Source organism: Rhizobium sp. BG4, from assembly GCF_016864575.1.
Taxonomy (GTDB): domain Bacteria; phylum Pseudomonadota; class Alphaproteobacteria; order Rhizobiales; family Rhizobiaceae; genus Rhizobium.
Window position 1 is genome coordinate 341,313 of the sequence record NZ_CP044126.1, and the last position, 26,419, is coordinate 367,731.

The 26,419-nt window shown below is 59.8% G+C and carries 28 protein-coding genes and 2 pseudogenes; 7 read left to right on the forward strand and 23 right to left on the reverse strand.

The window, feature by feature from the left end; translation table 11 throughout:
- Positions 1-16: 16 nt before the first annotated feature.
- Positions 17-838, forward strand: a complete 822-nt coding sequence (locus tag F2982_RS21680) for a bifunctional allantoicase/(S)-ureidoglycine aminohydrolase (protein ID WP_203430849.1) — start codon at positions 17-19, stop codon at positions 836-838.
- A 613-nt stretch (positions 839-1,451) separates the two neighbouring features.
- Here F2982_RS21680 and F2982_RS21685 read toward each other — a convergent pair.
- The 11 genes from F2982_RS21685 to F2982_RS21735 all read right to left on the reverse strand — a co-directional run bounded on the left by F2982_RS21685 (position 1,452) and on the right by F2982_RS21735 (position 11,669).
- On the reverse strand, positions 1,452-2,504 hold the full coding sequence (locus F2982_RS21685; protein ID WP_203430850.1) for a hypothetical protein: 1,053 nt from the start codon (positions 2,502-2,504) through the stop codon (positions 1,452-1,454).
- Between the two features lie 476 nt (positions 2,505-2,980).
- Positions 2,981-3,523, reverse strand: coding sequence for a hypothetical protein (locus F2982_RS21690; RefSeq protein WP_203430851.1), 543 nt, complete (start codon positions 3,521-3,523; stop codon positions 2,981-2,983).
- On the reverse strand, positions 3,510-4,178 hold the full coding sequence (locus F2982_RS21695; protein WP_203430852.1) for a hypothetical protein: 669 nt from the start codon (positions 4,176-4,178) through the stop codon (positions 3,510-3,512). Before F2982_RS21695 ends, F2982_RS21690 begins: the two co-directional genes overlap by 14 nt.
- A gap of 1 nt (position 4,179) precedes the next feature.
- Positions 4,180-5,838 carry a hypothetical protein gene (locus tag F2982_RS21700; protein WP_203430853.1) on the reverse strand — a complete coding sequence of 553 codons (1,659 nt, stop codon included), beginning with the start codon at positions 5,836-5,838 and terminating at the stop codon, positions 4,180-4,182.
- A gap of 428 nt (positions 5,839-6,266) precedes the next feature.
- The gene (locus tag F2982_RS21705; protein ID WP_203430854.1) at positions 6,267-6,797 is read right to left on the reverse strand and encodes a hypothetical protein; all 531 of its coding nucleotides are present in this window, start codon (positions 6,795-6,797) and stop codon (positions 6,267-6,269) included.
- Positions 6,794-7,162 carry a hypothetical protein gene (locus F2982_RS21710; RefSeq protein WP_203430855.1) on the reverse strand — a complete coding sequence of 123 codons (369 nt, stop codon included), beginning with the start codon at positions 7,160-7,162 and terminating at the stop codon, positions 6,794-6,796. Before F2982_RS21710 ends, F2982_RS21705 begins: the two co-directional genes overlap by 4 nt.
- Before the next feature lie 220 nt (positions 7,163-7,382).
- Entirely contained in the window at positions 7,383-8,636 is a 1,254-nt protein-coding gene (locus F2982_RS21715) for an FAD-binding oxidoreductase (RefSeq protein ID WP_203430856.1), read from the reverse strand.
- Between the two features lie 63 nt (positions 8,637-8,699).
- Positions 8,700-9,455 (reverse strand): ABC transporter substrate-binding protein, encoded by a 756-nt coding sequence (locus F2982_RS21720; protein WP_130281191.1) that lies wholly within the window; start codon positions 9,453-9,455, stop codon positions 8,700-8,702.
- 158 nt (positions 9,456-9,613) lie between these two features.
- Complete coding sequence (locus tag F2982_RS21725; protein WP_203430857.1) at positions 9,614-10,345, reverse strand: phosphatase PAP2 family protein; 732 nt, start codon at positions 10,343-10,345, stop codon at positions 9,614-9,616.
- 263 nt (positions 10,346-10,608) lie between these two features.
- Positions 10,609-11,385 (reverse strand): hypothetical protein, encoded by a 777-nt coding sequence (locus F2982_RS21730; protein WP_203431148.1) that lies wholly within the window; start codon positions 11,383-11,385, stop codon positions 10,609-10,611.
- Between the two features lie 20 nt (positions 11,386-11,405).
- Positions 11,406-11,669, reverse strand: coding sequence for a hypothetical protein (locus F2982_RS21735; protein WP_203430858.1), 264 nt, complete (start codon positions 11,667-11,669; stop codon positions 11,406-11,408).
- A 196-nt stretch (positions 11,670-11,865) separates the two neighbouring features.
- On the opposite strand from F2982_RS21735, the gene F2982_RS21740 reads away from it, so the two are divergent.
- The 3 genes from F2982_RS21740 (at position 11,866) to F2982_RS21750 (ending at position 14,564) form a co-directional block, all read left to right on the forward strand.
- Positions 11,866-12,543 carry a winged helix-turn-helix domain-containing protein gene (locus F2982_RS21740; RefSeq protein WP_130281187.1) on the forward strand — a complete coding sequence of 226 codons (678 nt, stop codon included), beginning with the start codon at positions 11,866-11,868 and terminating at the stop codon, positions 12,541-12,543.
- Positions 12,530-13,897: a HAMP domain-containing sensor histidine kinase gene (locus tag F2982_RS21745; RefSeq protein ID WP_203430859.1), complete on the forward strand. Its 1,368-nt coding sequence runs from the start codon at positions 12,530-12,532 to the stop codon at positions 13,895-13,897. Before F2982_RS21740 ends, F2982_RS21745 begins: the two co-directional genes overlap by 14 nt.
- Before the next feature lie 97 nt (positions 13,898-13,994).
- Positions 13,995-14,564, forward strand: a complete 570-nt coding sequence (locus tag F2982_RS21750) for a dual specificity protein phosphatase family protein (protein ID WP_203431149.1) — start codon at positions 13,995-13,997, stop codon at positions 14,562-14,564.
- Between the two features lie 47 nt (positions 14,565-14,611).
- Here F2982_RS21750 and F2982_RS21755 read toward each other — a convergent pair whose 3' ends face one another.
- Positions 14,612-15,421: a glycosyltransferase family 25 protein gene (locus F2982_RS21755; protein ID WP_203430860.1), complete on the reverse strand. Its 810-nt coding sequence runs from the start codon at positions 15,419-15,421 to the stop codon at positions 14,612-14,614.
- 194 nt (positions 15,422-15,615) lie between these two features.
- On the opposite strand from F2982_RS21755, the gene F2982_RS21760 reads away from it, so the two are divergent.
- Together F2982_RS21760 and F2982_RS21765 are read left to right on the forward strand one after the other, a co-directional pair.
- Entirely contained in the window at positions 15,616-15,975 is a 360-nt protein-coding gene (locus tag F2982_RS21760; protein ID WP_203430861.1) for a PepSY domain-containing protein, read from the forward strand.
- Positions 15,976-16,040: 65 nt separating this feature from the next.
- Positions 16,041-16,343 carry a hypothetical protein gene (locus F2982_RS21765; RefSeq protein ID WP_203430862.1) on the forward strand — a complete coding sequence of 101 codons (303 nt, stop codon included), beginning with the start codon at positions 16,041-16,043 and terminating at the stop codon, positions 16,341-16,343.
- 70 nt (positions 16,344-16,413) lie between these two features.
- Here the strand turns inward: F2982_RS21765 and F2982_RS21770 are convergent, their stop codons facing one another.
- The 10 genes and pseudogenes from F2982_RS21770 to F2982_RS21810 all read right to left on the reverse strand — a co-directional run bounded on the left by F2982_RS21770 (position 16,414) and on the right by F2982_RS21810 (position 24,232).
- Complete coding sequence (locus tag F2982_RS21770) at positions 16,414-16,635, reverse strand: hypothetical protein (protein ID WP_203430863.1); 222 nt, start codon at positions 16,633-16,635, stop codon at positions 16,414-16,416.
- A pseudogene (locus tag F2982_RS21775) lies at positions 16,632-17,383 on the reverse strand (COG4280 domain-containing protein). Before F2982_RS21775 ends, F2982_RS21770 begins: the two are co-directional and overlap by 4 nt.
- Positions 17,384-17,596: 213 nt before the next feature.
- Positions 17,597-18,592: a Gfo/Idh/MocA family oxidoreductase gene (locus F2982_RS21780; RefSeq protein ID WP_203430864.1), complete on the reverse strand. Its 996-nt coding sequence runs from the start codon at positions 18,590-18,592 to the stop codon at positions 17,597-17,599.
- Positions 18,589-19,470 carry a sugar phosphate isomerase/epimerase family protein gene (locus tag F2982_RS21785; protein ID WP_203430865.1) on the reverse strand — a complete coding sequence of 294 codons (882 nt, stop codon included), beginning with the start codon at positions 19,468-19,470 and terminating at the stop codon, positions 18,589-18,591. Before F2982_RS21785 ends, F2982_RS21780 begins: the two co-directional genes overlap by 4 nt.
- A 61-nt stretch (positions 19,471-19,531) precedes the next feature.
- Complete coding sequence (locus F2982_RS21790) at positions 19,532-20,365, reverse strand: carbohydrate ABC transporter permease (protein WP_203430866.1); 834 nt, start codon at positions 20,363-20,365, stop codon at positions 19,532-19,534.
- Positions 20,362-21,285, reverse strand: coding sequence for a sugar ABC transporter permease (locus tag F2982_RS21795; protein WP_203430867.1), 924 nt, complete (start codon positions 21,283-21,285; stop codon positions 20,362-20,364). The genes F2982_RS21790 and F2982_RS21795 overlap by 4 nt, the downstream gene beginning before the upstream one ends.
- Positions 21,286-21,349: 64 nt before the next feature.
- Complete coding sequence (locus tag F2982_RS21800) at positions 21,350-22,552, reverse strand: sugar ABC transporter substrate-binding protein (protein ID WP_203430868.1); 1,203 nt, start codon at positions 22,550-22,552, stop codon at positions 21,350-21,352.
- 23 nt (positions 22,553-22,575) lie between these two features.
- The gene (locus F2982_RS31625) at positions 22,576-23,022 is read right to left on the reverse strand and encodes an alpha/beta hydrolase fold domain-containing protein (RefSeq protein ID WP_246777634.1); all 447 of its coding nucleotides are present in this window, start codon (positions 23,020-23,022) and stop codon (positions 22,576-22,578) included.
- An 80-nt stretch (positions 23,023-23,102) separates the two neighbouring features.
- A pseudogene (locus tag F2982_RS31630) lies at positions 23,103-23,540 on the reverse strand (alpha/beta hydrolase); the annotation flags it as partial.
- A 14-nt stretch (positions 23,541-23,554) separates the two neighbouring features.
- Positions 23,555-24,232: a GntR family transcriptional regulator gene (locus F2982_RS21810; protein ID WP_112717847.1), complete on the reverse strand. Its 678-nt coding sequence runs from the start codon at positions 24,230-24,232 to the stop codon at positions 23,555-23,557.
- Between the two features lie 98 nt (positions 24,233-24,330).
- On the opposite strand from F2982_RS21810, the gene ugpC reads away from it, so the two are divergent.
- On the forward strand, positions 24,331-25,404 hold the full coding sequence (gene ugpC / locus F2982_RS21815) for a sn-glycerol-3-phosphate ABC transporter ATP-binding protein UgpC (protein WP_246777635.1): 1,074 nt from the start codon (positions 24,331-24,333) through the stop codon (positions 25,402-25,404).
- A gap of 125 nt (positions 25,405-25,529) precedes the next feature.
- Here ugpC and F2982_RS21820 read toward each other — a convergent pair whose 3' ends face one another.
- Positions 25,530-26,417, reverse strand: coding sequence for an intradiol ring-cleavage dioxygenase (locus F2982_RS21820; RefSeq protein ID WP_203430870.1), 888 nt, complete (start codon positions 26,415-26,417; stop codon positions 25,530-25,532).
- Positions 26,418-26,419 lie beyond the last annotated feature (2 nt).

The following is a 26,419-nucleotide window of genomic DNA, read 5'->3' on the forward strand; positions in this document are numbered from 1 at the left end:
GCAGAGAGAATCTCCCATGGAAAACCGCTCCTACTATTCCCCGCCAGGCGGACTTCCGCCGCAGACCGATCTGCTCTCCGGCAAGGCCGTGTTCACGACGGCATATGCGGTTATCCCGAAGGGCGTGATGACCGATATCGTCACCAGCTATCTGCCGCACTGGACGAAGACCCGCGCCTGGATCATCGCCCGCCCGATGACCGGTTTCTCCGAGACCTTCTCGCAATATATCATGGAAGTGGAACCCGGCGGCGGCAGCGCAAAGCCGGAATCCGAACCGCGCGCCGAAACGGCAATCTTCGTCGTGGCGGGCACGCTGGCGATCGGCCATGAAGGACGAGTCCATCACCTCAACGCCGGCTCCTTCGCCTTCCTGCCTGCCGGAAGCGCCTGGACGCTGCAGAACAACGGCGCCGATGCCGCGACCTTCCACTGGATCCGCAAGGCCTTCCAACCCGTCGAGGGACTGGAGCCGCCGCCCGCGATCTTTACCCACGAAGACGAACACCCGCCGGGCGCCATGCCGGGCACCGAAGGCAAGTGGGCAACGACCCGCTTCATCGACCCCGCCGATATCCGCTACGACATGCATGTCACCATCGTGACCTTCGAGCCGGGCGCCGTGATACCCTTCATGGAAACCCACGTCATGGAACACGGCCTCTACGTCCTCGAAGGCCGCGCCGTCTACCGCCTCAACCAGGACTGGGTGGAAGTCGAAGCCGGCGACTTCATGTGGCTGCGCGCCTTCTGCCCGCAAGCTTGCTACGCTGGCGGTCCGGGCAAGTTCAGGTACTTGCTCTACAAGGACGTCAACCGGCATGCGCCGCTTTGGTAGGGGTGAAGCTTCAAGGGTTTAGGGCCATTTGATGAGTGAGGTGAATGTGGGCCTCTAAGCACATACCGCAGTTGATGTTTTTGAATATCGGCTCAATCCGTCAGGTGGTTCCATAACGTATATTATGCGACACTACGGAACAAAGCGTGAACACGCTCTACCTTTACGCGAGCTATTGAACGTGTGAGAGCTAAGAGTGGTTTACCCGCGACCACTCAGGAACGAACAACGTCTAGGGACTTTTCTTGTCCTACGGACCGGCAGCCTTAATGCCGCCCCTGCTCTCACGTAACGAGCGATGCACTGATTTGCCCGCTCTTGCCAAGGGGGTACGCAATACTTCCCCTTGGACTTTTTTTGGTGTTTTACCGTTTGCGGTCGCACCACGGTACAAACGACCTACTGCCGCCACTTCCACGATTATGTTCTGGCCTTGGTTTACACGTAGGAGCTTCGCGCACCTTTTCTTCGTTTGGTGACCTTCTTGCGTCGGGCTCAGCGTATTTGTTTTTGGCCGTCACTTTTTGGAGGCTCATAGAGCCTAGATCGCTGAACCGGACCTGATTAGGTCGCGGTTTTTGTGGCGCAGTTACCGCCGCCATATGGGCGTCGTTTAGCCGCCCAAGGGCGTCTCTTTTCCGATCAAGGAATGCATCCATACGGGCTTGCTGTCGCCGCCGCGCTGAATCCTCGACATCGCGAGCTTCCAGCGTCCGCGAAACTCTGTCGAGCTTGATCGTATCCAGACCACCTTTGATCGGTCGAGCCGATCTAGCTCCGATCGCAGTTGCTCCCTTTGCGATCGGGTCATGGGTGGTCTTTCGGTCGGGCCGAGCGGTGTCCGCCACGGCCTTCCCTCGGGTACGGGACCTATGTCTTGCCATCTCGTTTTCTCCTCTTTGCCAAGCATTGACGGGATGCGCACATAGCGCCCCCTGCCCTGATATTCATAGTCGCCGCTTTCCTCACGGAGGCGGCGATCCATACATTCATCCAGCCAGTCGCTTTGCGGCCAGTGTTGTCCCGGCCGTCGCTCATTCCATGTCCGGATGAAATGTTCGCAGAAGATTTCGCCGGTCTTCCCGGCAAGCCGGAACCGCAAAGGCGTTCCGTTCTTCTGCTTTGCTTCGTGGGGGAACTGATAAAATCTGTCCTGGGGGCTTATGCCCTCATGCACGAAGCGCTCCGCTCTACGCATGAAGTAATCCGCGCCAAGCGGCGGGTCCTTTGACATGGTGAGCTTTGATTGCGCCGCAGCGTCATTCACATCCTTATGAATGTACTTGCAGGCGTAGGCGATTGATCCCCGCATATGGCCGGGTTTCACCGGCTCCCAATGGCTGAAGCCATGCGGCCATGCGGGAAAATGAATTCGCTTGTCCCATTCCATGAAACGCTCGACAGGCTTGTCGAGAGGCTTCCAATCCGACCACGAATTGTTGCCGTAATCCATCATGGAAACGGGAACTTTCTTCTTCCAGAAGATTATGCCGTGCCAATGGGTTCTACCCTTTTTCGATCCCATCTCACCGGTAAACAAATACCGGCAGGGAAACCCGGCCTTGCGCAGGCGCTTAAGGAACTTCTGCACGTCAGAGTAAGTCAGGATCGCCGCCCGCGCGTGAGAGACGTTGTCATCCTCATCGCGCCCGTAGGTCAAGGTCACGGCGGTGGCAGCGACACATGTCTTACTTTCAGCAATGCACCGGCCCACCCAATCCATAGTTCGGTGGTCCTTACATTGCTCGCATTTTCGACACGCGACCAATTGCCCGTCGCTAAGCAAATTTGGTGCTGTGCACATATCGAACGCTCCTGTTTTTGGTCGGTGTCAGTAAATGCACTCTTGGACAAGGGAGACCGTGGGCGCGCGCCTACGCACATACGAGAATGTGCGATAGGCGCGCTTGTGCGAGCGCCCAACGAGGATTGGGCGTTCGCTTTGCCTTGAGGCGGGAGTGAACCTTAGCGGTTCTTGCTACCGTAAACGGTTCTGCGCCGCTTTGCAGCAGGCACAGCCGCAGGGTGCGGGGGGCGGCGCTACGCCCCCCTTTGGCTCGCTACGCTCCACGTCCCAGACGCGCAGTGCGGCGTCTGGAACCGTGACGCATGAGCCGCGGACAGGCGCTTGAAGGCGGTCGCTCACAGATCGCTCCTGTTGAGCGCGAACGTGCCGTCAGCGTTTTTGCGCCAATTGCGCCAGCCCGCCATTTCGAAATGAGCGGGATCGTATTTACGAGGCGGGAAATCACCGCCCCATACGATCTTAAGCCCCATCGATATGGCGACCTGTTTACCGACATGGCCGACAACGTCCCATGCGTAGGGAATGGCTGGCTTATCCATCCAGCCTAAAACACCATGGATGAGGTCCACAGCGCCGAAACGATGCGGCCAAAGGCCATCGTCCGGGCTATCCCAAGAGACGCCGCTTTGCACCGCTTGCCGCTGCTCTTCTTCCGTCCTGACAATGCAGTGCGGAAAAAACGGGATGCCAAGCATCCCGAGCCGTTTCACGGTCTTATCAGCGAACTCAAGGATAAAGGGATGCGCCCCTTCCCTGTTCGCGCGGTGCTGTTGCTCCGTGTAGCGCGCGGACTTCAAAAAGCCCGCGTTCTGCATGGCAGCAATCGCCCTGGGGAATTTGGTAGCCGGATCGACATTCGTCAGATCAGGCACCATCATTCTGTTCCCCTGCAGCTCCTGTTCCAGCCGGTGGCGTTGCTGGCGGATCGCCAGCAGGTGCGCCGGTGGACACGCCCGACTGATCGCTTGCCGTTCCACTTGCTGCATCAGTCTTAGGCGCAGTGACATTCGCGGCATACCTCGCTTCCAGTGCTGCCGCATGAGCGGCAAAGTCTTCCATCATTTGGCGCTTAAGCGCCTCCTGATTGTGCCGCGCAGCACGCTCGATCTCGAGGATGCGCGGGTCACGTTCTTCGCGCTCCCAAAGGCGCGCGTAGTTGGTAAAGTCGCTAGGCGTCGTATCCACGAACGCGCTATCGAACGTCGACAACCAAATGTCGCCGCCGAGCAGGTTCAGGGCAAAGGTGCCCTGATAATAAAACTCGACTTCATCGAAGCCCTTCGTGACACACGTCAGAAGCCGCGTATTACGCGGGTTCTCGACCACGCGTGGCTGAATGACCTCACCCGTTTCCGGGTCGATAATCTCCGGCGCGTAGTCCACATCACTAACCTGAAGGACTACGTCCTGCTCAGTGATGATACGAAACTTGACGAGACGCGCCTGCTCGGCGTTATCCGGCGATGCCACGAACACAACGGAGTTGGTTTCTTCAAGATGGCGATACGCCTGAATCATGTTGAGCTTCTGCACATTAAACTCCCTTCGTGAGGCGGCTCTGATCGACCTGCGCAAGAACCTCAACGTACGCGTTGTCGTTCTCCAGCAGACGCGTACCGAACTGCGTGTTGCCTTCAATGATCGCCGTGCCGTGGATTTGGACTTCGCCAACATCCTGATTGGTCACGACGAAGGGAAGCGTGTTGAACGTTTCCGAAATCATGAAGTCCGAGTTGTATGACGGATCGGTAACTTCGACCGTCCAGAAGTGCTGTCGATCTTCGTTGAACGCCGTAGACGGCGCCGACTTGAACCACTTGCCGCCGATACGCGTGTTGGACGCCTGCCACATCCAATTGAGCGGTCGATAGCCAAACAAACCGTTCGGGTCGCTATGCGACGTATCAACCTCGCCCTTGGACATGCGCTCGACCTTCTGCGGATCGAGATCATCACGCAACGCGTTCGGAAGCTTGGCGGGGTCAGTGATAAACAACAGCGGATCGCGCATACGCTCGAACAACTGTTCGGGCATGATCTCAGCCACGATCATGACAATGCCGCCAGTCGGGCAACGTGGGAGAACCATGTCGAGATCAACAAGAGCGGACCCGTTAACAACCGCGTCCGTCAGGTTTGCACCATCAGTTGCCCACCGCTTTTCAATACCAAAGACCTGCGTCTTGTCGGCAATAAGGATCGGCTGCTTCCACATCTGATCGGGAACGTTCACGCCCTGCATCAGCAGGTCGATGACGTAATTATCCGGGATGCCTTCGAACTGCGCTTTCAGTTCCGCATACCACTGCGTCTTCTTGGCAAGCTCAATATTCGCAAGCGAAATCTTGACCCCCGCCGCGGCGAGATTAGCGAAGACTTGCGGGACACCCGCTGCAAGCTCCATAAAATTCGCTGAACTGGCGTCCCGGAACATAGAGGCGCTAGCGTAGGTCCGCGTACCGCCCCCCGTCTCTTTCACGTTCGCGATATTCGCTTGAGCATTCGGCACAGTCGTACCCAAGCCCTTAATAGGGGCAAGCGCGTTAGTGAAGGTCAGATCAACCTGCCCTTCCATGGCGATATCGTCCCAATCAGGAACGACATACTTGAACTGTTCGTGCTGCCAGAACGCGGGCGCAAGAGACGTCGCCGTCTCAAGCCGCTTCTTCGCCTGAAACAGCGTTTCAGAGCGATTGCGAGCGCGGAAATTCCAAATGATGTTATAGGCCTCGATATAGGCCGTATTGATCGTATCCGCCGCACCGGCATGAAAGCCAAGATACTTATGGATCGGGATCGATCCAGCGGCACCCGCTACCTGGCTGTTGAAGAACGGGGTCACCGTCGCACCATCCGCAATATTCTGCTTCATGTACGACCGGTTGAACTCATCCATGCCGCCGTTAAATCGCGCAAACGCGAGGAACGGCACAAAGTACGCCATGACGCGGCACTGGATGGCGTTCTTGATGATTTCCGCGGTTTCCATGAGATCGACCCGAACGGTCATCATGGAATTGCGCAGCGCGTCTTCGCGCAGAAGTGGAAACGCATCGAGCGGAACCATCTTGCCCGCAGGCATCGAGGTAGCCGCATTCTGATTAACCTGCCGCGTGGAACGCGGAATGTTAATCGGTGTCGTATTGGTGCGCGAGATATCCTTGATCTCGCGGGCGCTAAGCTGTCTATTCAACGACGTCTTCCTTTTCTAAACGCTGACTTCACCGAACGCCATGTCTTCACGGCGGTCGCCTTGATATTCTCGGCCCGGCGTTGACAACCGGGGCATTTCACTTTTTTATCGTCGGCCATTAACTGGAGCCTCCTAAATGAACGTGATCTTTACTTCCGCCCTCGCCCTCCTCCTGATCTTCCTCGCAACAGGATTGCTCAGCTACCTACAGGCCTAACGGGCGTACCGCCCCCAACGGCCTGTACCGGACGGCGCAACCGGCTTCCTCGGCCCAATAAATGGCCGATCATATCGACCCTCGCGCCGCGCCTCTGACTTCTCCCGATAAATCAGCTTGTCCTTCTCCTCGTTGAACCTGCCCCCCGCATCCGAGACGGCACCCGCCAATTGCGCGTCGCCGTCCGGGAAATTCGGATTGTAGGTGTACATCAGCGAGTTGTCCGACCGACGCCACGCCACCACGGCGGGCTGTATCTCTCCGTTCGGCCCAGCACCCGGAGGCAGGTTAGGACCAAGCGCACCGACAACATGCGGCGGCTTTTTCGCCGACGGCCCAACCGCTGGCGATGCCTGCCCGTCACTTTCGTGCCGGTGTAGGTGCTCCCGGGATAAAACATACCCGGACCCTGTTTCAGCTGTCGCAGCTGATAATCCACAAGAGCAGTATCAAGCTCCCGCTGCTTCTTTTTCAGCGGGTCGATCTTGTTTTCGAGGGCGTCACCAAGGACGCCCCCGAGACTGCCGAGAGCTTCCGGCAGATTCGAGAGAGTCGGGCCGGTGGTTGTTGTGAAACCAGCCGACCCGCCATTGCGAAGAGCGGTCAGCGGATTGAACCCTGCCGCCGTCGCGTCTTTTACCATCCGCCCGTAATCAACACGGGTGGTGGTAGTCTGCTTCTTCTTGCTCCCGAAAAGGGAGCCAAGCAGACCCGCGCCAGCCGTGATCAGTTCCCCGATCATAGCGGCGCTCCGTTACGCTCCGCCCACGAGGGCGGATCGCTGTTGCGGAGACCCTTTACTATAGCCGCTGGCTTCTCGCCGTCCGCCACCAACGCCCGAAGAAACTCGGACGTATAAGAGGGCGTTATCTGATCAAGGATCAGCTTCGCGCCCTTCTCTTCCGCCTTCTTACGGTCGACCAACTCCCAACCGATGTTGAAGGCTACCACGCCGAGCGCGCCACAGGCTGCAACAGCCTGTTCAAGCGCGTCGGCGGGTGCACCCTTGCTAGCAAGGTACCCCACGAGAGCCGACAGCGCGGCCCGTGCGAGGGGCGTAACGACCATCAAGACAAGCTTGCGGTCGATCATTCCCTTCAGCGTCATTTCGCCCCCTTTCGTGCTCAAAGAGCACTTGCAGAAGCTCGCCTAAAGGTTTGTTCCATACCGTATATTATGCGATCCTTGGATGGACGTTGGTACATTCTATTTCGTAAAGCGACAGGTGTGCCAGTTAGAGATGCGACAGTCTCGCTCGGCCGCCGTACTCTCCGCAGTATCACCGTCCATGTCGGCCGTCGACGATACCGGCGCCTGTTGCCGGCGGCTAAAGGAAGCGTTGCGGATGGAATGGTTTGGGGTCCGCAAAGGTTTCTCCGCCAACCATCTGCTCCGCGAGGAGCCGCCCGCCGGCAGGCCCGAGCGTGAGGCCGTGATGCGCATGGCCGAAACTGAACCAGAGGCCCGCATGGCGCGGCGCCGGGCCGATGACCGGGCGCATGTCCGGGAGGCACGGACGAAGGCCGAGCCAGGGCGTTGCCTCCACCTGATCACCAAGCGGAAAGAGTGCGCGTGCCATCGTCTCGGCCCGGCCGAGCTGGATTGTGTTGACCGGCGCATCGGGTGCAGCGAACTCGATACCGGTCGTCAAGCGAATGCCCCGGGCCATCGGTGCCAGAACGTAGCCGGCTTCTTCGTCAACGACCGAATGGCCGAGTGGCTGGCCGCCGCTCTGGGCGTAGTGCCGGTGATAGCCCCGCTTGACGGCCATCGGCAGAGCGTAGCCGAACTTTCGAAAGATCAGGCCGGATTGCGGGCCGAGGGCAACGACGACCTCCCTCGCCTCCAGGATCGAGCCGTCTTCTGCCGCCAGTGACCAGCCGTTCTTCTCCTCGCACAGCATCGCCGCGTCAGCGCGGACGATCCTGCCGCCCGAGGCAGTGAAGGCTCCCGCATAGGCGGCTGTCAGCGCTTGCGGATCGATCACTGTTTTCGGATCGAGCCAGTGAATGGCGCCGGCGATTTCCGTGTCTGTTGCCGCGAAAGCCGGTTCGAGCGCCTGAAACGCCGGACCATCAAGGATCCTGATCGCCAATCCATATTTCGATAGACTTGCGGCCTCCGCCCGGGCGGCATCAAACCGCCGGGTGTCCTTGTAAAAAGAGATCCAGCCGTCAGAGCGGATCAGGCGAGACGCCCCTGCCCGCTCGATCAGCTTGTCATGTTCGCTGATACTGGCCTCGACCAGAGGAAGAAGCGCGCGGGTCGATATCTCCAGATTGGCAGGTGAGGAATGCCACCAGTAACGTGCTAGCCAGGGCGCGATCCGGGGCAGATAGAAAGGGTCGTAGCGGACGTCGGACGCGCGGTTCAGCGCGTATTTTGCGATCGTCTTAAATTGCCGCGGAAAGGCGTAAGGGATGACCGAGGAGCGCTCGATCAGCCCCGCGTTGCCGTAGCTGGTCCCGCCCCCCGGCTCACCGCGGTCGGCAAGCACGACCGAGCGGCCGCGATCCTGGAGATGTATGGCCGCACTCACGCCGACGATGCCGGCACCGAGAACGAGGATGTCTGTTTTCATCGGATAGCTGACAGGGTTGGCGCAGAGGCTTTTGGACCTCTGCGCGACTGGATCGCCCGGCGATCAGTAGATGTCGAAGGGGAAATACTTCCTGGTGATTTCCTGGTACTTGCCGTTGGCGACGAGCGCATCGATCGCCTTGTTGAAGCGCTCCTTCAGCTCGGTGTCGCCCTGGCGAATGCCGATGCCGGCTTGCGTTTCGGTACCGGGAACGTCGCCAAGCAGCTTGCAGCAATCCTTGCCGGCCTTGTTCAGCCAGTCCACGACAACGAATTTGTCGGAAATCAAAGCGTCCATGCGGCCATTCTGCAGATCGGCGACCGCTTCGTCCTGGGTCGGATACATCTTCGCTTCGGCTCCACCCTTGGCATAGTGGTCGTTGAGATAGTCAGCCTGCGTCGTCGATGCCTGGGCGCCGACGATCTTGCCCTTCATGTCCTCGATAGAAACGCCTTTGAGGTCGCTATCCTTAGGCACCGCAACGGCAAGCGGCGTCGTATAGTATTTGTTGGTGAAGTCGATCTGCTTCTTGCGTTCGTCGGTGATGCTCATTGATGCGATGATGGCGTCGTATTTCTTCGCGAGAAGTCCCGGGATGATGCCATCCCAGTCCTGGGCGACAATCTTGCACTTGGCTTTCATTTCCTGGCAAAGCGCATTCGCCATGTCGACATCGAGACCTTCGAGGCTGCCATCCGATTTGACATAGTTGAACGGAGGATAGGCGCCCTCGGTTGCAATGCGGATCGTGTCGTCCGCGCAGGCAAGATGTGTTGCCGCCAGCAAGGCTGCGGCAGCCAGGAGGATGGTCTTTTTCATTGCTGTTCCCTTTTTGGAATTATTCGCCTGCTGAGTGTAGCAATTCCGACCTGCTTCACAACCCTGAACAGGCCACGGCGTGCGCCGCCGGGCGCAGCCGCGCTTCGGCTACGGCTGCCAAGTCCGATATACGGCTACTCCTGAAGATGAGACTTGATTCAGCGCTCCGCGATGCGCTCCTCAAGCGCGAGCAGGCCCAGAAAGACGGCGATCGAAAGCAGCAGGCCAAGCGTTGCATCGGACGCGTAATGCGCGCCGACGGCCACCCGAAGTCCGGCTGTCGCAAGCGAAGCCAGGATGACGGGAGGTGCCATCCACATGCGGTAGCGGGGTGGCAACACAAAGAGAACGCATATCAGCCAGCCTGCGCCGGATGCTTCTCCCGATACGAACGAGCAGTTTCGTTCGCAGGCTCCATTGAACGATCCCGCCGGCATGAATTGGAGCTTGCCGCCGAAGAGATCCGTATCAAACGGACGCGGCCGGCCGGAATGCGCCTTGAGGAACAGATTGGTGATCAACCCAGTTCCGATGCCGAGGCTGAGGAGCGATATCCAAAGCCGCTGTACCGGCATCCGATAGCGAAGCCTCGGCGAGTATCCCGCAACCAGCAACGCAATCACGACCGCCGCGGCAGCCAGATAGGGCAGCGCATAGAGAAGCCACCGAAGGGTCGTGATCCACGCAACCTTGCTGAGTGTGAAATGTCCGCATTGCGGCACCGTGGCTCGGTCCATACAGAGCGCAGAACTGAAGAAACTCTGCGAAATCCTGACATCGATCATCGGCCATGCATGGAATATCGCCAGCAACAGAAACCAGAACGCCGTCAGAACGAGGAAGGAATCGAGATAGGTCCGTTGGCGGGAGACAGCATGTAGGGTGGTCATCGCGGCGCTCTTCATGGAAATGAGACGTCGCCGCCATTTTCCGGTTGCGCCTGACAGGAACCTGAACGGATCCCGCTGAATTCTTTACGGATCCGTAAAAAATCCAAACCCTGCGAGCGGGACCTGTTTCGAGCGTAGCAATGTTGATGCCGCGGACCGAAGCACTTCCAGGCTCCAACCTCCCATTTGCGCCAGGACTTCCTCGAAGCCGAGCGGATCGGCTTGGAGCCGAGATCGCGCCCGGTACGAAGGCTGCCTCTCGTTCAGCGGGAAAGCCCGGTTGTTTCACGCTGATCCTGGTTGGCCGTCATGTAGATGACGATCAGGATTATCGCTCCAAGAAAAGCGAAGCTTGTGTAGATCGTCCCGAAACCAAGGCCACCATATTCACTCGGCTGCGATAGCAGATCGCCGAACGAAGCGCCGAGCGGGCGGGTGAAGATATATGCCAGCCAGAACGCCGCGATGCCGTTCACCTTGACGATGAAGTACGCCGCAGCAATCGGCACGATCAGTGCCAGAAAGATCAATGCGGTCGCCAGATACCCGAAGTCGAACTTCTCGGCCACCAGATCGCCCGCGGCCGTTCCGAGCGCGAATGTGAACAGGATTGCCAGCCAATAGAAGCCTTCGCGGCGGTTGGTGAAAATCGTGTGGATCGAAAGCGTTCGCTCCGTCAGATGCCATCCGAGGAACGTGGCGCCGAGCGCGACCGTGAAGAAGATCGTCGATGCCTCCAGTGAAACGCCGAAATTGTCCGTGAGGTTGTCGGTCACCAACGTCCCGACGACGCTGATAAGAACCACGGCGGCCCAGTAGGCGGCAGGCACATAGCGCTTCTGCGCAAATTGTGCTCCGACCACGACGACGAGGACGATGGTCATGATGATGGACGTCAGCGTCAGGCCGAGGCCGAGATTGACGGCCAGGTAGTCGGCTGCGGTCTCTCCCATGGTGACCGCCATGAGTTTGATGAGCCAGAAATCGACGGTCACCTCGGGCACGCGGTTTTCCGGCCCGGCAAGCTGCTGGTTTGCCATGGTCATGGTCTATCCTCCGCTCACTTGCCGATGATCTGCATGGCTTCGGTGAGGAACTTGTCCGCGCGCGCGTCGTCGTCGGCATTGCACCTTTCGACCGCCTTGGTCTCGAGTTCCTCGACCTTTTTCATGTCGGCGCCTGAAAGCTTTGCGGACGCTTTCGCAGCACGCATGTCCTTCAGCATGTCTTCGCAAGGTACGGCAGCCTGAACGGGCACGGCGATTGCGATGAGCCCGAGAGCCACGACGGAGTTCAAAGCGGCGGCGGCTACAATTGTCTTCATGATTTTGGTCCTCTCGCTGGAGCGGTTTTGATGCAGCAGGATTGCAGCGAGGGGGACGATATTGACCGGGACATACAAGCGCCTTGCCGGAACCATACCATTTGGTAAGGCCGCGACTTTACGAAACCGTATGTTGTAGGATGCGCATCATCGCGGTTACATTTTCGCTCGAACATCAATCTGGTGAAAACCTCAAATGCGCCTTCTCCTGGTCGAGGACGATCGCAAGACGTCGGAATACGTGGCCAAGGGCTTCGCAGAGGCAGGGCATGTCTGCGATGTCCTCGCCGATGGACGCGACGGGCTCTTCCAGGCTCAGCGCGAAGCCTATGACGTGATCGTCGTCGACCGGATGCTGCCCGGCCTCGACGGCCTGTCGCTCGTGCGGTCTCTGCGCGCAGCCCGCGTCGGCACCCCTGCCCTGTTCCTGACCTCCATCGGCGGCGTCGACGATCGCGTCGAGGGACTGGAGGCAGGCGGCGATGACTATCTGGTCAAGCCATTTGCATTCTCCGAGCTGCTTGCTCGGGTAAACGCGCTCGCCCGGCGCCCGCCGGTTCAGGAGCAGAAGACAGTTCTGAGGGTCGCAGATCTCGAACTGGATCTGATCCGCCGCGAGGCCCGCCGCGCCGGTCAGGCGATTGAGCTTCAGCCGCGGGAATTCACCCTCCTGGAAGTGCTGATGCGCGGCGAAGGACGGGTGTTGACCAAGACCATGCTGCTCGAACGCGTCTGGGATTTTCATTTCGATCCCAAGACCAGCGTCGTCGAGACCCATGTCAGCCGGCTGCGCGCCAAGATCGACAAGCCGTTCCAGACGCAGCTCCTCCATACGGTGAGGAACACCGGATATAGCCTGCATGCGCCTCGCTAGCCTGCGCCGTAGCACGCCCTTCCGACTGGCCATGACCTTTGGGGTGCTGTTCATCCTGACGTTCGTCGTCAGCGGCGCTGTCATGTATCACATGCTGCGCACGGGCCTCGCCCATGAGATGGATGCGTCTCTTCAGGAGATGAATTCCGTCATTGCGTCGACCTATGCGCCCGATGACATGGAAGATCTGATCGCGACGCTGAACAGCTACGTCAATCTGCAGACGACCAAGGACGGGCTCTATTCGCTTGTCGATGCGAGGGGGAACAGGCTCGCGGGCAACTTCACAGCGATCAAGATGCCGCCGGGCGTCTACACCATCAATCCGGAAGACATCGGCCAGCCCGGTTCCGGCAGATTCAGGATCCAAGTCACCGAACTTGGACCGAACCTCCTGGTGGTCGGAGAAAGTTTCTCCGACATGGATGACCTCTTGAAGATCGTGCTGGTGAGCCTTGGCTGGGCTGCCCTTCTGGTTGTCGTCGCGGCGCTGGGGGGCGGCATCTTTCTGGCAGCCAGAGCCCAACACCGCCTTGATGCGGTCGCCCGCACGATGCTCGACGTTTCCAACGGCCGGCTCGAAAGCCGGATTCCGCTCAAGAGAAAAAGCGATGATCTCGATCTCGTGGCGATGCAGATCAACAGCGCTCTCGACCGCCTTTCGGGCTTGGTCAAGGGGATGCGCCAAGTCAGTGCCGATATCGCCCATGAACTCAAGACGCCGCTCAATCGCCTGAAGATGACGCTCGGCGATGCGATTGAGGGTGCCGCCGGCGGTCGCGATGTCCGCTCGCTTTTGGCCGATGCGCGCGCCGAAAGCGACCAGATCAATGCGACTTTCGAGGCCCTGCTGCGCATCTCGCAGATCGAAGCCGGCGCGCGCCGGCAGCGCTTCCAGAAAGTCGACCTTGCCGGGATCCTGACCTTCGTCGAGGAGGTCTATGCCAGCGTGGCCGAAGACAATGGCCAGGTACTCGAGTTGCTCCCCTCGCCTTCGGTCGAGATTATGGGTGACAGAGAACTCCTCACCCAGATGGTGGTCAATCTCGTCGAGAATGCCATCACCCATTGTCCCGAAGGGACACGGATCGTTATGGCTCTGCTGCAGGCCGACGGTGAGACGGTTCTTCGCGTGGTCGATAACGGAGCGGGTATCCCTTCGGACGAACGAGACAATGTGTTCAGGCGCCTCTACCGCATGGACAAGAGCCGAACGACATCAGGAAGCGGACTTGGCCTCACCCTCGTAAGGGCCATTGCGGATCTACATTTTGCGCATATCGAGCTTGGCGACAATCGCCCGGGACTGGCAGTTGCCGTGTCGTTTCCAGATCCGCCGCCATCGGCCGGATAGAAGGTTGCTGGCCCCTCGGCAGTCACAAATCTGACATTCAGGTGGCCGTCAGGAAATCACATCATCAGCTTCGCAACACGCCATGCTGCGAGACACGATGAAGAACCACGCCAAGCTATCCATTGCCGTCGGAACCGTTCTCTCCATCGGGGGAGCTCTCGGCGGCTATGCTGCATACCTGCAGGCCGTTGGAAATTTCCATACTGTCATCAAGGGGCAGCTTTACCGTTCGGCGCAGCCGACCCCGGCGCAGCTCGACACCTATGTCAAAGATCACGGCATCAAAACGATCATCAATCTGCGTGGTGAAAAGCAGAATGCCGCCTGGTACCAGGCGGAAATCAGAACCGCCGCCGAACTCGGCGTCGAGCATATCGATTTTGCAATGTCGGCCTCCCGGAAGCTGACACCGGACCGCGCCGACGAGATCGTGGCGATCATGGCGGCAGCGCCCAAGCCGATCCTTGTCCACTGCCAGTCGGGATCCGACCGCACCGGGCTCGTCTCGGCGATCTATACCGACAGGATCGCTGGTGAAGGTGAGGACAGAGCCGAAAGGCAACTTTCCTTCTACTATGGCCACGTCGCGCTCCCCTTGATTTCGGCTGCCTGGCCGATGGATGCAAGCTGGGAAGATCTCGAAGCGCATTTCGAGCGCAAGGGCTGACCAGCGGATCGCTTTCCGGATGAAAGCGCCAGCAAAGCGCGGTTCTTTCAGCGTCCCGGCCAAAGATTGCGCAAAAGGAGACTTGAGCGCGCGATAAAACGCGACACCTCATAAAACGCCCGCCACAGCAAGACGGTCAGGTAGTGGTCAGCGGGCAGCTTGAAGCGCTTGAGACCGTTCTGGATCAGGGAGCCGCGTTCCGCGCTCTGGCGTATCGGCTGCGGATCGACAAACAGGCCCCGCAGGCCAGAAAGATGCTCGAGATCGAAGGCCAGATCATAGGGCAGCCGCATCGGAACGAGTTCGTCGACGATCCATCTCGCCGCCTTGCGATTGATGAGATAGGCACCGGATCCCTTTTCCCTCGTCAAAGACACGGCAAGCCTACGGCAGCGGGTGAGGTGCTGAAGTTTGAACTTCTTTCCGTGATTGACGGTCGACAGCCGGAGGATGTCCCATTTCCGCTGTTCGTCGAGCGCGGCACCGAGCACCTCCACGATATCCTCCTCGAATATCAGGTCGTCCTCGAGGATCAGTGCGTGTCCGGCGTCCGACCGGAGCATTCGCCGCGCACATTCGACGTGGCTGAGAAAGCAGCCGATCTCGTAGGGATTCGGCATGCGCCCGTGACGCAGGCGATATCCCGCCTCGTCGAAACCTGGCACCGGAAACGCAAGGTCGCGGCCGTCGATTGCAGAGACGCGTTCGAACTCCAGTCCCTTGGTGTGGATCCGCGCTTCCATCCGCAGACGCCGCTCCGGCGAGCGATCCAGGTTGATCAGATAGACTGAAAGCCTAGCGTTAAGTGTGGCGCTCAGGTCGCCGCGGTCTGCCGTGGCGGCGGTGTGCATGTTCATGGGAAGCCTCGAAGTGCAATGATCAGGCCCGAACGTTGCGCTTCGAATTTCACCGGCTGCTGACCGCAGCCATACGGATTTGTAAGGTCAGGGCACTCGGTCTTACCGATCCGTAAAGTTCGGGACAGGAAACCCCAAACTTAACGTTGCAGCCTCCTCACCGGCCCAATAACGGGCACTAGAAGGAGAAGAAAATGAACCGTTATCGCTCATTCAAGACCGCCATGGCGGCGATGATTGCTGCTGGCGCCATCGGGTTTGCCGTCCCGACGCCCGGCCAGGCAGCCGACCAGCAGAACGGCAAGGACGATCGCGCCGAATATTCCAAACTGTTGACGGCGAAGATCAGCCTCTCCCAGGCCATTGATGCTGCGGAAAAGAAGTTCGGCGGTAAGGCCGTCAACGCCGCGCTCGACAACGAGCAGGCGAACGCTGCCTTCGAGGTCGAACTCATGACGGCCAACGGCTCTCAGACCGTTGCAGTCGATGGCATCAGCGGCGCGGCGACCGCCGCGCCCGACCAGCAGGACAACGGCGGCGAAGACGTCGAATAACTCCCCTCCTTGCGGCTGCGGGGCGATGGCACCGTGGCCGCTCATCAGCTTGCCCGGACCCCGCAATGACACTTCCCATGTTTCCGCTACTCCTCGAAATCCACTATCGATGCGCCGATAGCCCCGACAACCAGTGGATCGTTCTGGACGCGGCGTTCGCCGAGGCTGAGTTGGAGCTTCTGCAGACCGGCATCGAACAAGGTTTCATCGCGTGCGATACCAAGACCGATGTCGCCGATTACTACCGGCTATCCCTCACCGAGCGGGCCAGAAGGCAATTTGGTCTTCCGAAGCCAGCTGTTCAAACCGGTCTCCTGCGCCAGCTGGCACGTCGTCTCTTTGCGCGATCTGACAAGCTTGGAGGCTGACGCTATTGCCCTTGAGGCGTGCGGCGCTCAGCATGCAGAGGCGCCATTCGTCCGACTTGCCTTTCGAGACCTATCGCATGCCGGCTTTGCGCGCAGCGCGCCAAAGGCTTTCCAACAAGATCAGGATGCAGCCGATCAGGAGGATGACCCCACCTGCTAGAGCATCGAGATGAGCATACTTGACGGCCGCGGTGATGATGAGGATGAGACCGAGCGCCAAGATGGCAAGGGCGCCGTCGTCGACGAACATGCCGGCGACTTCCTCGAAGGCGATCTTGAAAAGGTGCTTCATCGCACAGCCCCTTCGTCCGCGATGCGATGCTGGCGAAGGCCTTTCACGGCGAGCCAGGAGAAAGCAGCAAGCGCAGCAAAGATCGGGATCAGCGACAGATCGGCACCGGGCCACCGAGCGCCGATCCCCTCTCCGGTCCAGAAGATGCCGAAGGCGCTGATAAGCAGGCCAACGACAAACTTCAGGCTGTTTTCCGGAACCGACGACAACGGCTTATGGACGAACAGCCCGACGATCAGGACCAGAATACAGGCTGCGGCAGCGCCGATGCTGGCATACCCCATCATTCCCTGCCCTGCTCCGGTGGCGATCACGATGAAGACGACCTCGATGCCTTCAAGCAGGACAGCCTTGAAGGCGGCAATACCTGCAAGCAGATTGGCTCGCTGGTCGGCCGAGTGCCGGCGAAGGCTCTCGCTCTCCTTTGCAAAGGCCTTTTCCTCGTCATGACGCGCAATGTAGCCGGAGGCTCGAAGAATAGCTTTGCGGAGCCAGCGCAGGCCGAAAAGGATCAGAAGCGTGCCAATGGTAAACTGCAGCGCCTCGATCGGGATGAGGCCGAGTAACGGCCCAGAGTTATCGTCAAAAGGCCGAGGACGACAAGGGCAGCACCGCTCCCGATGAACGCCGGTTTCCAACTCTGCGTCACACCGACGGCCAGAATTATCGTGAATGCTTCGACCACCTCGACCAGCGAGCCGAGGAATGCAGCACTGATCGTTGAGGCAATGCTTGTGAGGGATGTCATTTCAACTTCTGCCTGGTGTAATCTCGAAGACCGGCGTCTGCACTTCGGCGCTGCCGATGCGCGCTACAGCGCACCTATTCACGAAGGCTGACGATCACCTGAACGTGCTCGCGATGATCGCCGCGACGGGCGCTGTTTGTCTCCTGCCGATCAGTTTGATCCCTCAGCAAACGCCGACGCCGGCAAACTCGATCCTCCCTTGAGGGCCTGAACTCACAAATCGAGCTCTCTGCGCAGCGTCTCCAGCCGCTCCATCGCGATCACACCGTCCGCAATGCTTGGCGCCGGAGTTGTTGCACCGGCCAGTGCAGGAACGACGTCTGCCAGCAGTGAGTGGTAGCCTTTCGGGTCCTCGTTGGCGGCGGCCGTAAAATTCGGCTTCCACGTCAGAGTGTCGCTATCGTCCTTGAGCGTCGCAGCCAGATCGTCGATCTTGAATGGAGGATTCCTGTGCCATTTGATCTCGATCACGTCGTCGACCTCGATGCGCTGGTGATCGCTCATCAGCTCGATGCGCTCCACCGGCGTTCCGCGGGACTGAATGGTTCCCATCGCGATGTTGCCGATCGCGCCGCATTCGAATTCGAAGCCGACATGGAAGAGTACGCGGCCGGGCGTCTTTTCGACCTTTCGCGCCGAGATCGTCCGTACGGGCGACACCAGGAATGACACGAGGTCCATATAGTGGACGCAGTGGTGCAGGAAGAAGCCGGTGTAATCGACGTTCCCGGCAAAATATCCGGGCGCCGTCATATAATAGCCGGTCAGTCCCATCACCTCGCCGAAACGGCCGGACCTGACGATGTTCGCGGCCATCCGGTTGCCGATCGAGTATCGCTTCATGAACCCCAGCAGAAGCGGCTTCTTCGCCTTCTCGGAGGCGGCCAGCAGTTCGCGTGCGCCTGCGGCACTTCCGGATGGCGGCTTTTCCATGAAGACGGGCAGGCCCCTCTCAAGTGCCGCCTTGCCGAAGGCCAGATGCTGGTCCGGGCCGACCGCCATGCCGATGGCGTCGAGGCCAGGCGTGCGCAGCAGATCTTCGACGTCGGTCACGAGATTGGTGACACCGAACTGGCGGCCAGCGCTCTTCAGGCGCGCGCCGTCGATATCGCACAGTCCGACCAGCTGGACGTCATGACGGACGAGCTGCGGGAGAAGCATTTGGGTTGCGTGGATGCCGCAACCGATCCAACCGATTTTCATAGTCATCGACGATATTCCGTAAGCAGGAGGTGGGATTTCATGAAGGCGCTCGACGCCGAGAGGCGATCGCTCTCGTCTTCGTGCGGCGCGCGCCACTGGGCAAAGGGCACGCCGAAGCGGTCGTCGGTGCGCCGGAAAGGCTCGAGCGATATCGGGCCGGTATAGCCAACCTCGTGCAGCGCCCGGCAGACTTCGACCCAGTCGGTCATGCCGGTGCCGGGGAAGCCGCGATGATTTTCGTTCGCCTGGAAATGCACGATGCGATCGCCACCGAGCCGGATAGCCTCGGCCAGAGAGCTCTCCTCCATGTGCATGTGGAACGTGTCCAGCATAAGCTTCACGGCAGGATGATCGACAGCGTCGAGCAATTCCATCGCCTGCTGCGTCGTGCAAAGGACGTCGCTTTCGAACCGGTTGAGCGGCTCGACCGCCAGGGTAACGCCGGCATTCCGGGCATACTCCCCTGCTTCCTTCAAACCTCTGACGCAGCGATCCTTGCGCGCCAGCCGCTCGGTTTCGTCGACAGGCTGCGGCGGCCGGCCGGCGAAGACCAGCGGGTTGCCGGTCAGCGGGCCGCCGACGATCTTCGCGCCGAGCCCCGCGGCGCAATCGACCGTGTATTTGAGATATTCGACCCCGGACCGATGAGCCTGGATTTCGGCTGATGCGAGATTGCGCTGAAGGTTGACGCGGGCTGCGAGCACTACGCCGAGCCCGGCATCATCAAGAGCCTTGCGCGTCTCCTTGATGTCGAGCTCGCCGACCTCGGGAACGAGAAGCTCAACGAAATCACAACCGTGTTCCCGCATCTTCGCAAACAGCGGAAAGTGCTCGGCTGTAAAGGGCCGCGCATATTGCATCGAAATCAACCCGATCGGGTTCATCTGCCATTCCTTTTTAAGAGCGAGGTTCGAACTGCCGAACCCGATTGAAAATCGATAGACGTCAGCCTTTGACCGCCCCCTGGGTCAGCCCGCCGATGAGGCGCCGTTGCACGAGAAGGAAGAGGATGGTCGCCGGCATGGCGCCGACGACGGCACCCGCCGCGAGCAGACCCCATTCGATCTGGTATTCTCCGATCAGGGTCTGGATCGCCACGGTGACTGGGCGCACGTTGCGGCCGCCGAGCGTCAGGGCGTAGAGATATTCGTTCCAGGCGGTGATGAAGATATAGATGCCGGTCGAGATGATCCCCGGCATGGTCAGCGGCAGCACCACCTTCCGCAACGCCGTCAGCCGCGAGGCGCCATCGGTCATCGCCGCTTCGTCGAGGCTCTTCGGGATCGCCCCGATGTAGCTCGTCAGCATCCAGACGGCAAAAGGAATGGCGACGGTCGCGTTGGCGAGGATCAGGCCAAGATGCGTGTCCAATATTCCGAACTTTCTCATCAGCACGAATAGCGGAAGAATGAGGAGCACGATCGGGAACATGTTGATCAGTAGGAACTGAAGCATCAACAGTTTCCGGCCGGGAAAGCGAAACCGCGAAAAGGCATAGGCCGCGGTGACCGAGACGATCAGGCCGACGACGACGGTCCCGCCGGCGATGATCAGGCTGTCCATCATGTTCTTCAGGAACGACGTCTGCTCGAAAAGCCTGACGTAGTTGTCGGCACTCCATCCGGCCGGCGAAAGCGACACTCCGCTGGCGTTGAGCGCCGCGGTAGGTGTCAGGGACGTCAGGATCATCCAGGCGAAGGGTGCCATTGCGAAGATCGCCAGCAACGCGACCGGCAGGTCGGTCGTCAGGATACGCTGAAGGGTTCCGGGCTTTTTCACTTCTGCACCTCCCGCATCGTCCGGGCCAGATAGACGGCGACGAATGCGCCGAGGAAAATGGTGAAGGTCACGGCGATCGACGTTCCGTAGCCGAAATCAAGATTCTGGCGCGCCTTGATGAAGGCATAGAGAGGCAGCGTATACGTCGCGTAGCCCGGGCCGCCGCCGGTCATGACGAAGATCACGTCCATCGAATTGGCAACCCAGATCACCCGGAGCAACCCGGCAGTCGCCAGAACCGGCGCGATACCGGGCAAGGTAATGTGCAGGAACTGACGCCAGGGCGACGCGCCGTCGATCGACGCGGCCTCGTATTGGCTTTTCGGAATGCCCTGCAGGCCAGCGAGGATCATCACCGCGAAGAACGGAAATCCCTGCCAGGTCAAAGTGGCGATGATCGCGTAGATCGCAACATTGGGGTCGGCAAGCCACGGAACCGCTGCCTTGACGATCGAGAGATAGATCAGGATGTCATTGAGAACGCCGGTATTCGGATCGTAGATCCAGCGCCACATGAGCGCGATGACGACACTCGGCAGAGCCCAGGGAATGATGATCAAAGCGCGCGCGAGACCACGCCACGGAAATTCGCGATTGAGCAGCAGCGCCGTCAGCAGGCCGAGCCCCATCTGCAGCGGCACCGTCAGACCGATCCAGATGATCGTGTTCCAGAGCGCCGCCCAGAAGACCGGGTCGTTGAACAGCTTCACATAGTTTGCGAAGCCGACGAACTTGCTGGCATTCGGCCTGAAGAGCACGAGATCGTAGAAGCTCGTCCACACCGCCTGGATCATCGGCATGAAGACGATGACGATCGTGACGAAGACGGCCGGCGCCAGGAGCATGTAGGGAAGGATGCGTTCCGAACGCCATTGAATTCGGCTTCGGCGCATCGGGGTAGAGGTCGTCGATAAAGACATGATCGGCTCCGGGGACGAACTGCGGTGGACGGCCCCGGAATAAACCGGAGCCGTCGCCCATGGACTACTCGGCAAAAAGCGTCTGCAACTGTTCCATCATCTGCTTTGCAGTGATCTGTCCGGTGAGAGCCTGCTGCATGTTGGTCTGCCACGCCGTGTTGACGAACTCGGTCACGGCGGACGTCTGCGGCAGCACCTTGGCGAAGGGCAGCGACTGCACCGTCGCATCGACAAAGCGGCGCTCATGCAGTTTCCAGTTCGCCGAACCACTCTTGGTCACGGTCATCTGGCCGGTCGCACTGTTGAACGCCACATTGTTTTCGCCCTCGGCGAGGAAGGAGATCCACTTCCATGCCGCATCCTTCACGGCCGATGATGAGAAGATCGCCAGGGATTCGTCGCCATAGGATGTCCACTGTCCCTTGCCGCACTTCGGCACCGGCACGGCCGATACCTTGTCACCCAGCGCCGCCACGAGATCCTTGGAGGAGCCGATGTGATGGATGGTCATTGCCGTCTTGCCGGATTTGAAGGCCGCGATGATTTCCTGGAAGCCGTCGTTCGGTGCCGAGGGCGGAATGACCTTGTCCTTCTGGAAGAGATCGACGAGCCACTGGTTGGCAGCGATCGCTTCAGGGGTCGTCAGACCGCCCGGCTTCAGCTCGGCGCCCTGCGACATGACGAACGAGCCCCACTGGTCCCATCCACCCTTACCGCCACGCAGCCCAAAGCCATAGGTATCCGGTGCCTTCGTCAGCTTGATCGCGTCGTCCCTGAATTCCTCGCAGGTGGTCGGCGGCTTCAGGCCTGCGGCCTGAAAGAGATCCGTGCGATAATAAAGATAGAGAACGACATACTGGATCGGCAGGTAATACTGCTGGCCGTCAGGTCCCTTGTTCAGCTCGAGCAGGTTGTCGAGCAGATCGGCCTTGCCCTTCCAGGCATCGATCCGATCGCCGAGCGGCTCCAGCGCGCCCATCTCGACGAGCCGCGGCTGCGCAAACAGCTTCACCATCGCGGCGTCAGGCGCGTTGCCGCCCACGATCGACGTGTAGAGATTGTCGTAATAGCTGTTCCACGGAACGTTTTCCGCTTCGATCTTGATATCCGGGTTTGCCGTTTCGAACTTCTTCACCAGGTCCGACATAGGGTTGGCGGGATTGTCGAAATGGTACCAGAAGCGGACGGTCTCCGCCGCCATGGCGTGACTAAAGGCGGCCGAAGCTGCCAGGGCGGCGCCGAGCGCCAAAGTCTTCAGAATTTTCATGCCTTCCTCCTCTTATTTTAACGCTATTGGCGGCCAGTCAGCCGCCTTGCTGCATTGCCCGCCGCATGAAGCGCCTCCCGCGCCGCGGCCAGTTCACGAGTGTTCTGCAAGAACCCGTGCATGACGCCCGGGACGACTTGCAGTTCGTCGTCACGGCCGAGCGCCCGAAGGCGCCGGCCAAGCTCAAGTGTGTCGGAGAGCAGCGGATCGACGGCCGCCGCCATGAGATAAAGCGGAGGCAACGACGCCAAGGCGGCATCGTCAGCCATCAGCGGGCAAGCCAGGGGATTGCCGTCAATCGCCTGCTCGCCGGCATAAAAGCTCCAGTAGCGCTGCATCTTCGGCCGCGTCAGGCCTGGACCATTCTCGAACCGGATATAGGATGGGGTCTCGAACGATCGGGCGTAATTTCCATAGAACAACAGGGCGCCATCGGCCTTGGCTCCGCCGGCTGCCTGCTCGTGAAGCATCGCGGCCAATGCGAGGTTCGCCCCGCCGAGTCACCCGAGATCAGAACCGGCCCGCTCCTGACGCCTGCCTCCTTCGTCGCGGCAAAGACGCTTCGCAGCGCCGAGATGACATCCTTGAGCCCGGCAGGAAACGGATCTTCCGGCGCCAGCCGGTAATCCGGCAGAACAACAGGCATCCCGCTCTCAACAGCAAGCACCCGTGCGCAACGTTCGTGCGTCTCGGGTGAACAGAAGGCAAAGCCGCCACCGTGGACAAAAAGAATGACACCGGGGCGAGCGCCTTGCGGCACCAGCACCTTGAGACGGGTGCGTGCCGCTCCCAGGGCGGGGTCTTCGTCCACCCAGACATCGCCGACGAAATCCATTGCAGGCATCTCGGTGTTGCATCGCGCGTTGGCGGCAAGCGATTGAGCGCGCCCTTCCGCGGGCGGCAGCGTCGTCGGATCGGGCAGAGCACCGAGTTCGCGATAGACCGCCTCGATCAAGGCGATCGATTCCTCGGACAGTTCTCCCGACATATCCACGGACGAGCTCACTGCGTCGCCTCCGGAAAAACCTCGGGGCCGAGATCGACAATCGTCGCGATGTGATGCTGCATTGCCTTGGTGGCGCGAAGCGCATCGCCGCTTTCGATGCAGTCGATGATGCTGCGATGGCGCCCTGCCGTTGCCTCAAGGTCCCGGGCTGCCGGGCTGCGGGATATCTTGAAGCGGTGATTGTGAACGAGGCAGCGATGCAAGATCGGGTCGAGGGCCGGAAGGTTTGCATCTTCGAAAATACGGCGATGGAAATCTCTGTCGAAGGCGGCAAGCTCCAGTTCATCACCGGCTTTTGCGGCCGACATCATCTTGTCGAACAGCTCGTTCAGATCCCGGATCAAAGTCCGGCTCGGCGCCCGCATCACGCGCGCCATGCCGTTTCCTTCGATCTGCTGGCGAAGGCGAAACATTTCGATCGCCTCGTCTTCGGTGCATTCCGAGACCTGCGTACCCCGCCGCCCCTTTCGCAACACGAGACCTTCTTCCTGAAGCTGCAGCAGCGCTTCGCGAACGGTGCCCTGGCTGCATTGGAAGTGCGCGGCCAGATCCAGTTCGGTGAGCCCTGTGCCGGGCTCCAGCACGCCGAGCATGATGTCGCGCTTCAGAGCATCGAAGGCCGCCCCCGCCTTTGCGGGCCTGCTCGCTGTCTGCCTGGGAGGAAAATATGCCATGTGCCGGTCCGAACGGTTGCCAATCCAATCAAGTATCATTATCGATATTGATCTCGATAATGAGCGTCAAGTCAGAAATTTCGATCTGGGAGGAACATGTGGCCGGAATCGAACTGAAAAGAATCCAGAAGTCGTACGGCTCGCTGAAGGTCATTCACGACATCGACGTGGACATCAGAAGCGGAGAATTCCTTGTGCTGGTCGGGCCGTCCGGTTGCGGGAAATCCACGCTGCTGCGGATGATCGCCGGCCTCGAGGAGATATCCGGAGGCGACCTGATCATCGATGGCGCACGCGTGAACGAGCTGGCGCCGGCCGAGCGGAATATCGCCATGGTGTTCCAGGACTACGCGCTCTATCCGCATATGACGGTCCGCGAAAACATGTCCTTCGGCCTGAAAATGCGGGGCGAAAAGGACGATCAGATATCGGGTCGGGTGGGACAGGCAGCCGATGTGCTGAAGATCGCCGATTATCTCGAGCGGCGTCCTGGCCAGCTCTCCGGAGGGCAGCGCCAGCGCGTTGCCATGGGCCGGGCGATCGTCAGGGAGCCCGCCGCGTTTCTGTTCGACGAGCCGCTATCCAACCTCGACGCAGCGCTTCGTGTCGAAATGCGGCTCGAAATCGCAAAGCTGCACAACCGCATGAAAGCAACGACCGTCTATGTCACGCATGACCAGGTCGAGGCGATGACACTGGCGGATCGCATCGTCGTCATGAACGGCGGGGTCGTCGAGCAGATCGGCAGGCCGCTCGATCTCTATCACAAGCCCTCCAGCCTGTTCGTCGCCCGCTTCATCGGCAGCCCGACCATGAATACGATACCTGCGACGCTCACAGCCGACAGCGCCGGCATCCAAATCCTCGGCCGGCATCTGCCGCTTCAGACTCCCATTGCGTCGGGCGCCTCGACCCGGGACATCGTGCTCGGCGTTCGGCCCGAAGATCTCACCCAATGTTCCTCGGATGACGCTTGGTTCAGCGGCGAGCTTATGGTTGCCGAGCGACTGGGCAGCCAGACTTACGGCTACGTCGAAATTGGCCACTCGAAAATGTTGAGCGTCGAATTTCCGAGAAACAGCGACCTGACTGTCGGCGACACGATGCATTTCCGCTGCACAAGCGGGAACATTCATCTCTTCGATGCGAGCAGCGGCAGGAGATTGTCCTGATCGGATGCGTGAAGGGATGGCAATCAACCCACGGCCGCAGAAAGGTCAACCAGGATCGCCGGAGGCAACTCGCTGGCCAAATGGTTGAAATTTGCGCCAGATGAACAGCCTCAACCACCCAGCCACTAGCTGCCGCTATCTCGCGCCAAGACGAAATCGTGCTCGACATCCCAGAATTTGTCGGCGAATTCGAGAACCCTGGCCCTGCCGGCGTCCTCCTTCAGGCGAAATTCCGCCAGCAGGCTTTCTTTGACCCCGAACACCGCATCCGAGTGGATGTAGGGATCGTCTGGATCGAAGATGTGGGTCGTCAGGGTTTCGAAGCCATCGGCCTTGATGATGTAGTGAAGATGTGCCGGGCGATAGGGATGGCGGCCGAGTTGAGCGAGCAGTTGCCCCACGGGTCCGTCATCCGGAATCGGGTAGAACTTCGGCTTCACGGCGCGGAACCAGTAATGACCGTCAGCGCCCGTGCGGAAGATGCCCCGGAGATTGAAATCCGGCTGGATGCCCTTCTGCTGGACGTCGTAGAAACCCTCGTCATTCGCCTGCCAGACGTCGATCACGGCATTCTCGATCGGCTTTCCATCCGTGTCGAGGATACGGCCGCTGATGACCATGTCCTCGCCCTTCTGATCGAGGCAGATATTGGCGCCCATCGGTAGTTCCGGTGCGTCAGCGACATGGAAAGGCCCGAGCACAGTGCTTTCCGAAGCGCCTGAAGGCTTGCGGTTGTTGATGGCGTCCACAAGCATCGAAACGCCGAGCACGTCCGACAGCAGGATGAACTCCTGGCGCCAGTCGGTGCAGGTGTGGCCAGTGCGGGTGAGGAACATGATCGCCTCCATCCACTCGTCCTGCGTCGGCTCCAGTTCCTTGACCGCCTCGTGAAGCTTGCGCGTCACGACCTCCATCACCTGCTTCAGCCGCTCGCTCTTGGCGTTGACGTTCCGGCTGGTGACGACCTCGACCGAGCTTGCCTCGGTGAAATATCCTCTTTCGTCGCTGCTCATTT

What these genes read in the sequence shown, in the direction of transcription:
- F2982_RS21680 (WP_203430849.1), top strand. Translation starts at nt 17, where the DNA reads ATGGAAAACCGCTCCTACTATTCCCCGCCAGGCGGACTTCCGCCGCAG.
- F2982_RS21690 (WP_203430851.1), bottom strand. Translation starts at nt 3,523, where the DNA reads ATGATGGTGCCTGATCTGACGAATGTCGATCCGGCTACCAAATTCCCC.
- F2982_RS21705 (WP_203430854.1), bottom strand. Translation starts at nt 6,797, where the DNA reads ATGATCGGGGAACTGATCACGGCTGGCGCGGGTCTGCTTGGCTCCCTT.
- F2982_RS21710 (WP_203430855.1), bottom strand. Translation starts at nt 7,162, where the DNA reads ATGACGCTGAAGGGAATGATCGACCGCAAGCTTGTCTTGATGGTCGTT.
- F2982_RS21715 (WP_203430856.1), bottom strand. Translation starts at nt 8,636, where the DNA reads ATGAAAACAGACATCCTCGTTCTCGGTGCCGGCATCGTCGGCGTGAGT.
- F2982_RS21720 (WP_130281191.1), bottom strand. Translation starts at nt 9,455, where the DNA reads ATGAAAAAGACCATCCTCCTGGCTGCCGCAGCCTTGCTGGCGGCAACA.
- F2982_RS21725 (WP_203430857.1), bottom strand. Translation starts at nt 10,345, where the DNA reads ATGACCACCCTACATGCTGTCTCCCGCCAACGGACCTATCTCGATTCC.
- F2982_RS21730 (WP_203431148.1), bottom strand. Translation starts at nt 11,385, where the DNA reads ATGGCAAACCAGCAGCTTGCCGGGCCGGAAAACCGCGTGCCCGAGGTG.
- F2982_RS21735 (WP_203430858.1), bottom strand. Translation starts at nt 11,669, where the DNA reads ATGAAGACAATTGTAGCCGCCGCCGCTTTGAACTCCGTCGTGGCTCTC.
- F2982_RS21740 (WP_130281187.1), top strand. Translation starts at nt 11,866, where the DNA reads ATGCGCCTTCTCCTGGTCGAGGACGATCGCAAGACGTCGGAATACGTG.
- F2982_RS21745 (WP_203430859.1), top strand. Translation starts at nt 12,530, where the DNA reads ATGCGCCTCGCTAGCCTGCGCCGTAGCACGCCCTTCCGACTGGCCATG.
- F2982_RS21750 (WP_203431149.1), top strand. Translation starts at nt 13,995, where the DNA reads ATGAAGAACCACGCCAAGCTATCCATTGCCGTCGGAACCGTTCTCTCC.
- F2982_RS21755 (WP_203430860.1), bottom strand. Translation starts at nt 15,421, where the DNA reads ATGAACATGCACACCGCCGCCACGGCAGACCGCGGCGACCTGAGCGCC.
- F2982_RS21760 (WP_203430861.1), top strand. Translation starts at nt 15,616, where the DNA reads ATGAACCGTTATCGCTCATTCAAGACCGCCATGGCGGCGATGATTGCT.
- F2982_RS21765 (WP_203430862.1), top strand. Translation starts at nt 16,041, where the DNA reads ATGACACTTCCCATGTTTCCGCTACTCCTCGAAATCCACTATCGATGC.
- F2982_RS21770 (WP_203430863.1), bottom strand. Translation starts at nt 16,635, where the DNA reads ATGAAGCACCTTTTCAAGATCGCCTTCGAGGAAGTCGCCGGCATGTTC.
- F2982_RS21780 (WP_203430864.1), bottom strand. Translation starts at nt 18,592, where the DNA reads ATGACTATGAAAATCGGTTGGATCGGTTGCGGCATCCACGCAACCCAA.
- F2982_RS21785 (WP_203430865.1), bottom strand. Translation starts at nt 19,470, where the DNA reads ATGAACCCGATCGGGTTGATTTCGATGCAATATGCGCGGCCCTTTACA.
- F2982_RS21795 (WP_203430867.1), bottom strand. Translation starts at nt 21,285, where the DNA reads ATGTCTTTATCGACGACCTCTACCCCGATGCGCCGAAGCCGAATTCAA.
- F2982_RS21800 (WP_203430868.1), bottom strand. Translation starts at nt 22,552, where the DNA reads ATGAAAATTCTGAAGACTTTGGCGCTCGGCGCCGCCCTGGCAGCTTCG.
- F2982_RS31625 (WP_246777634.1), bottom strand. Translation starts at nt 23,022, where the DNA reads ATGCTTCACGAGCAGGCAGCCGGCGGAGCCAAGGCCGATGGCGCCCTG.
- F2982_RS21810 (WP_112717847.1), bottom strand. Translation starts at nt 24,232, where the DNA reads ATGGCATATTTTCCTCCCAGGCAGACAGCGAGCAGGCCCGCAAAGGCG.
- F2982_RS21820 (WP_203430870.1), bottom strand. Translation starts at nt 26,417, where the DNA reads ATGAGCAGCGACGAAAGAGGATATTTCACCGAGGCAAGCTCGGTCGAG.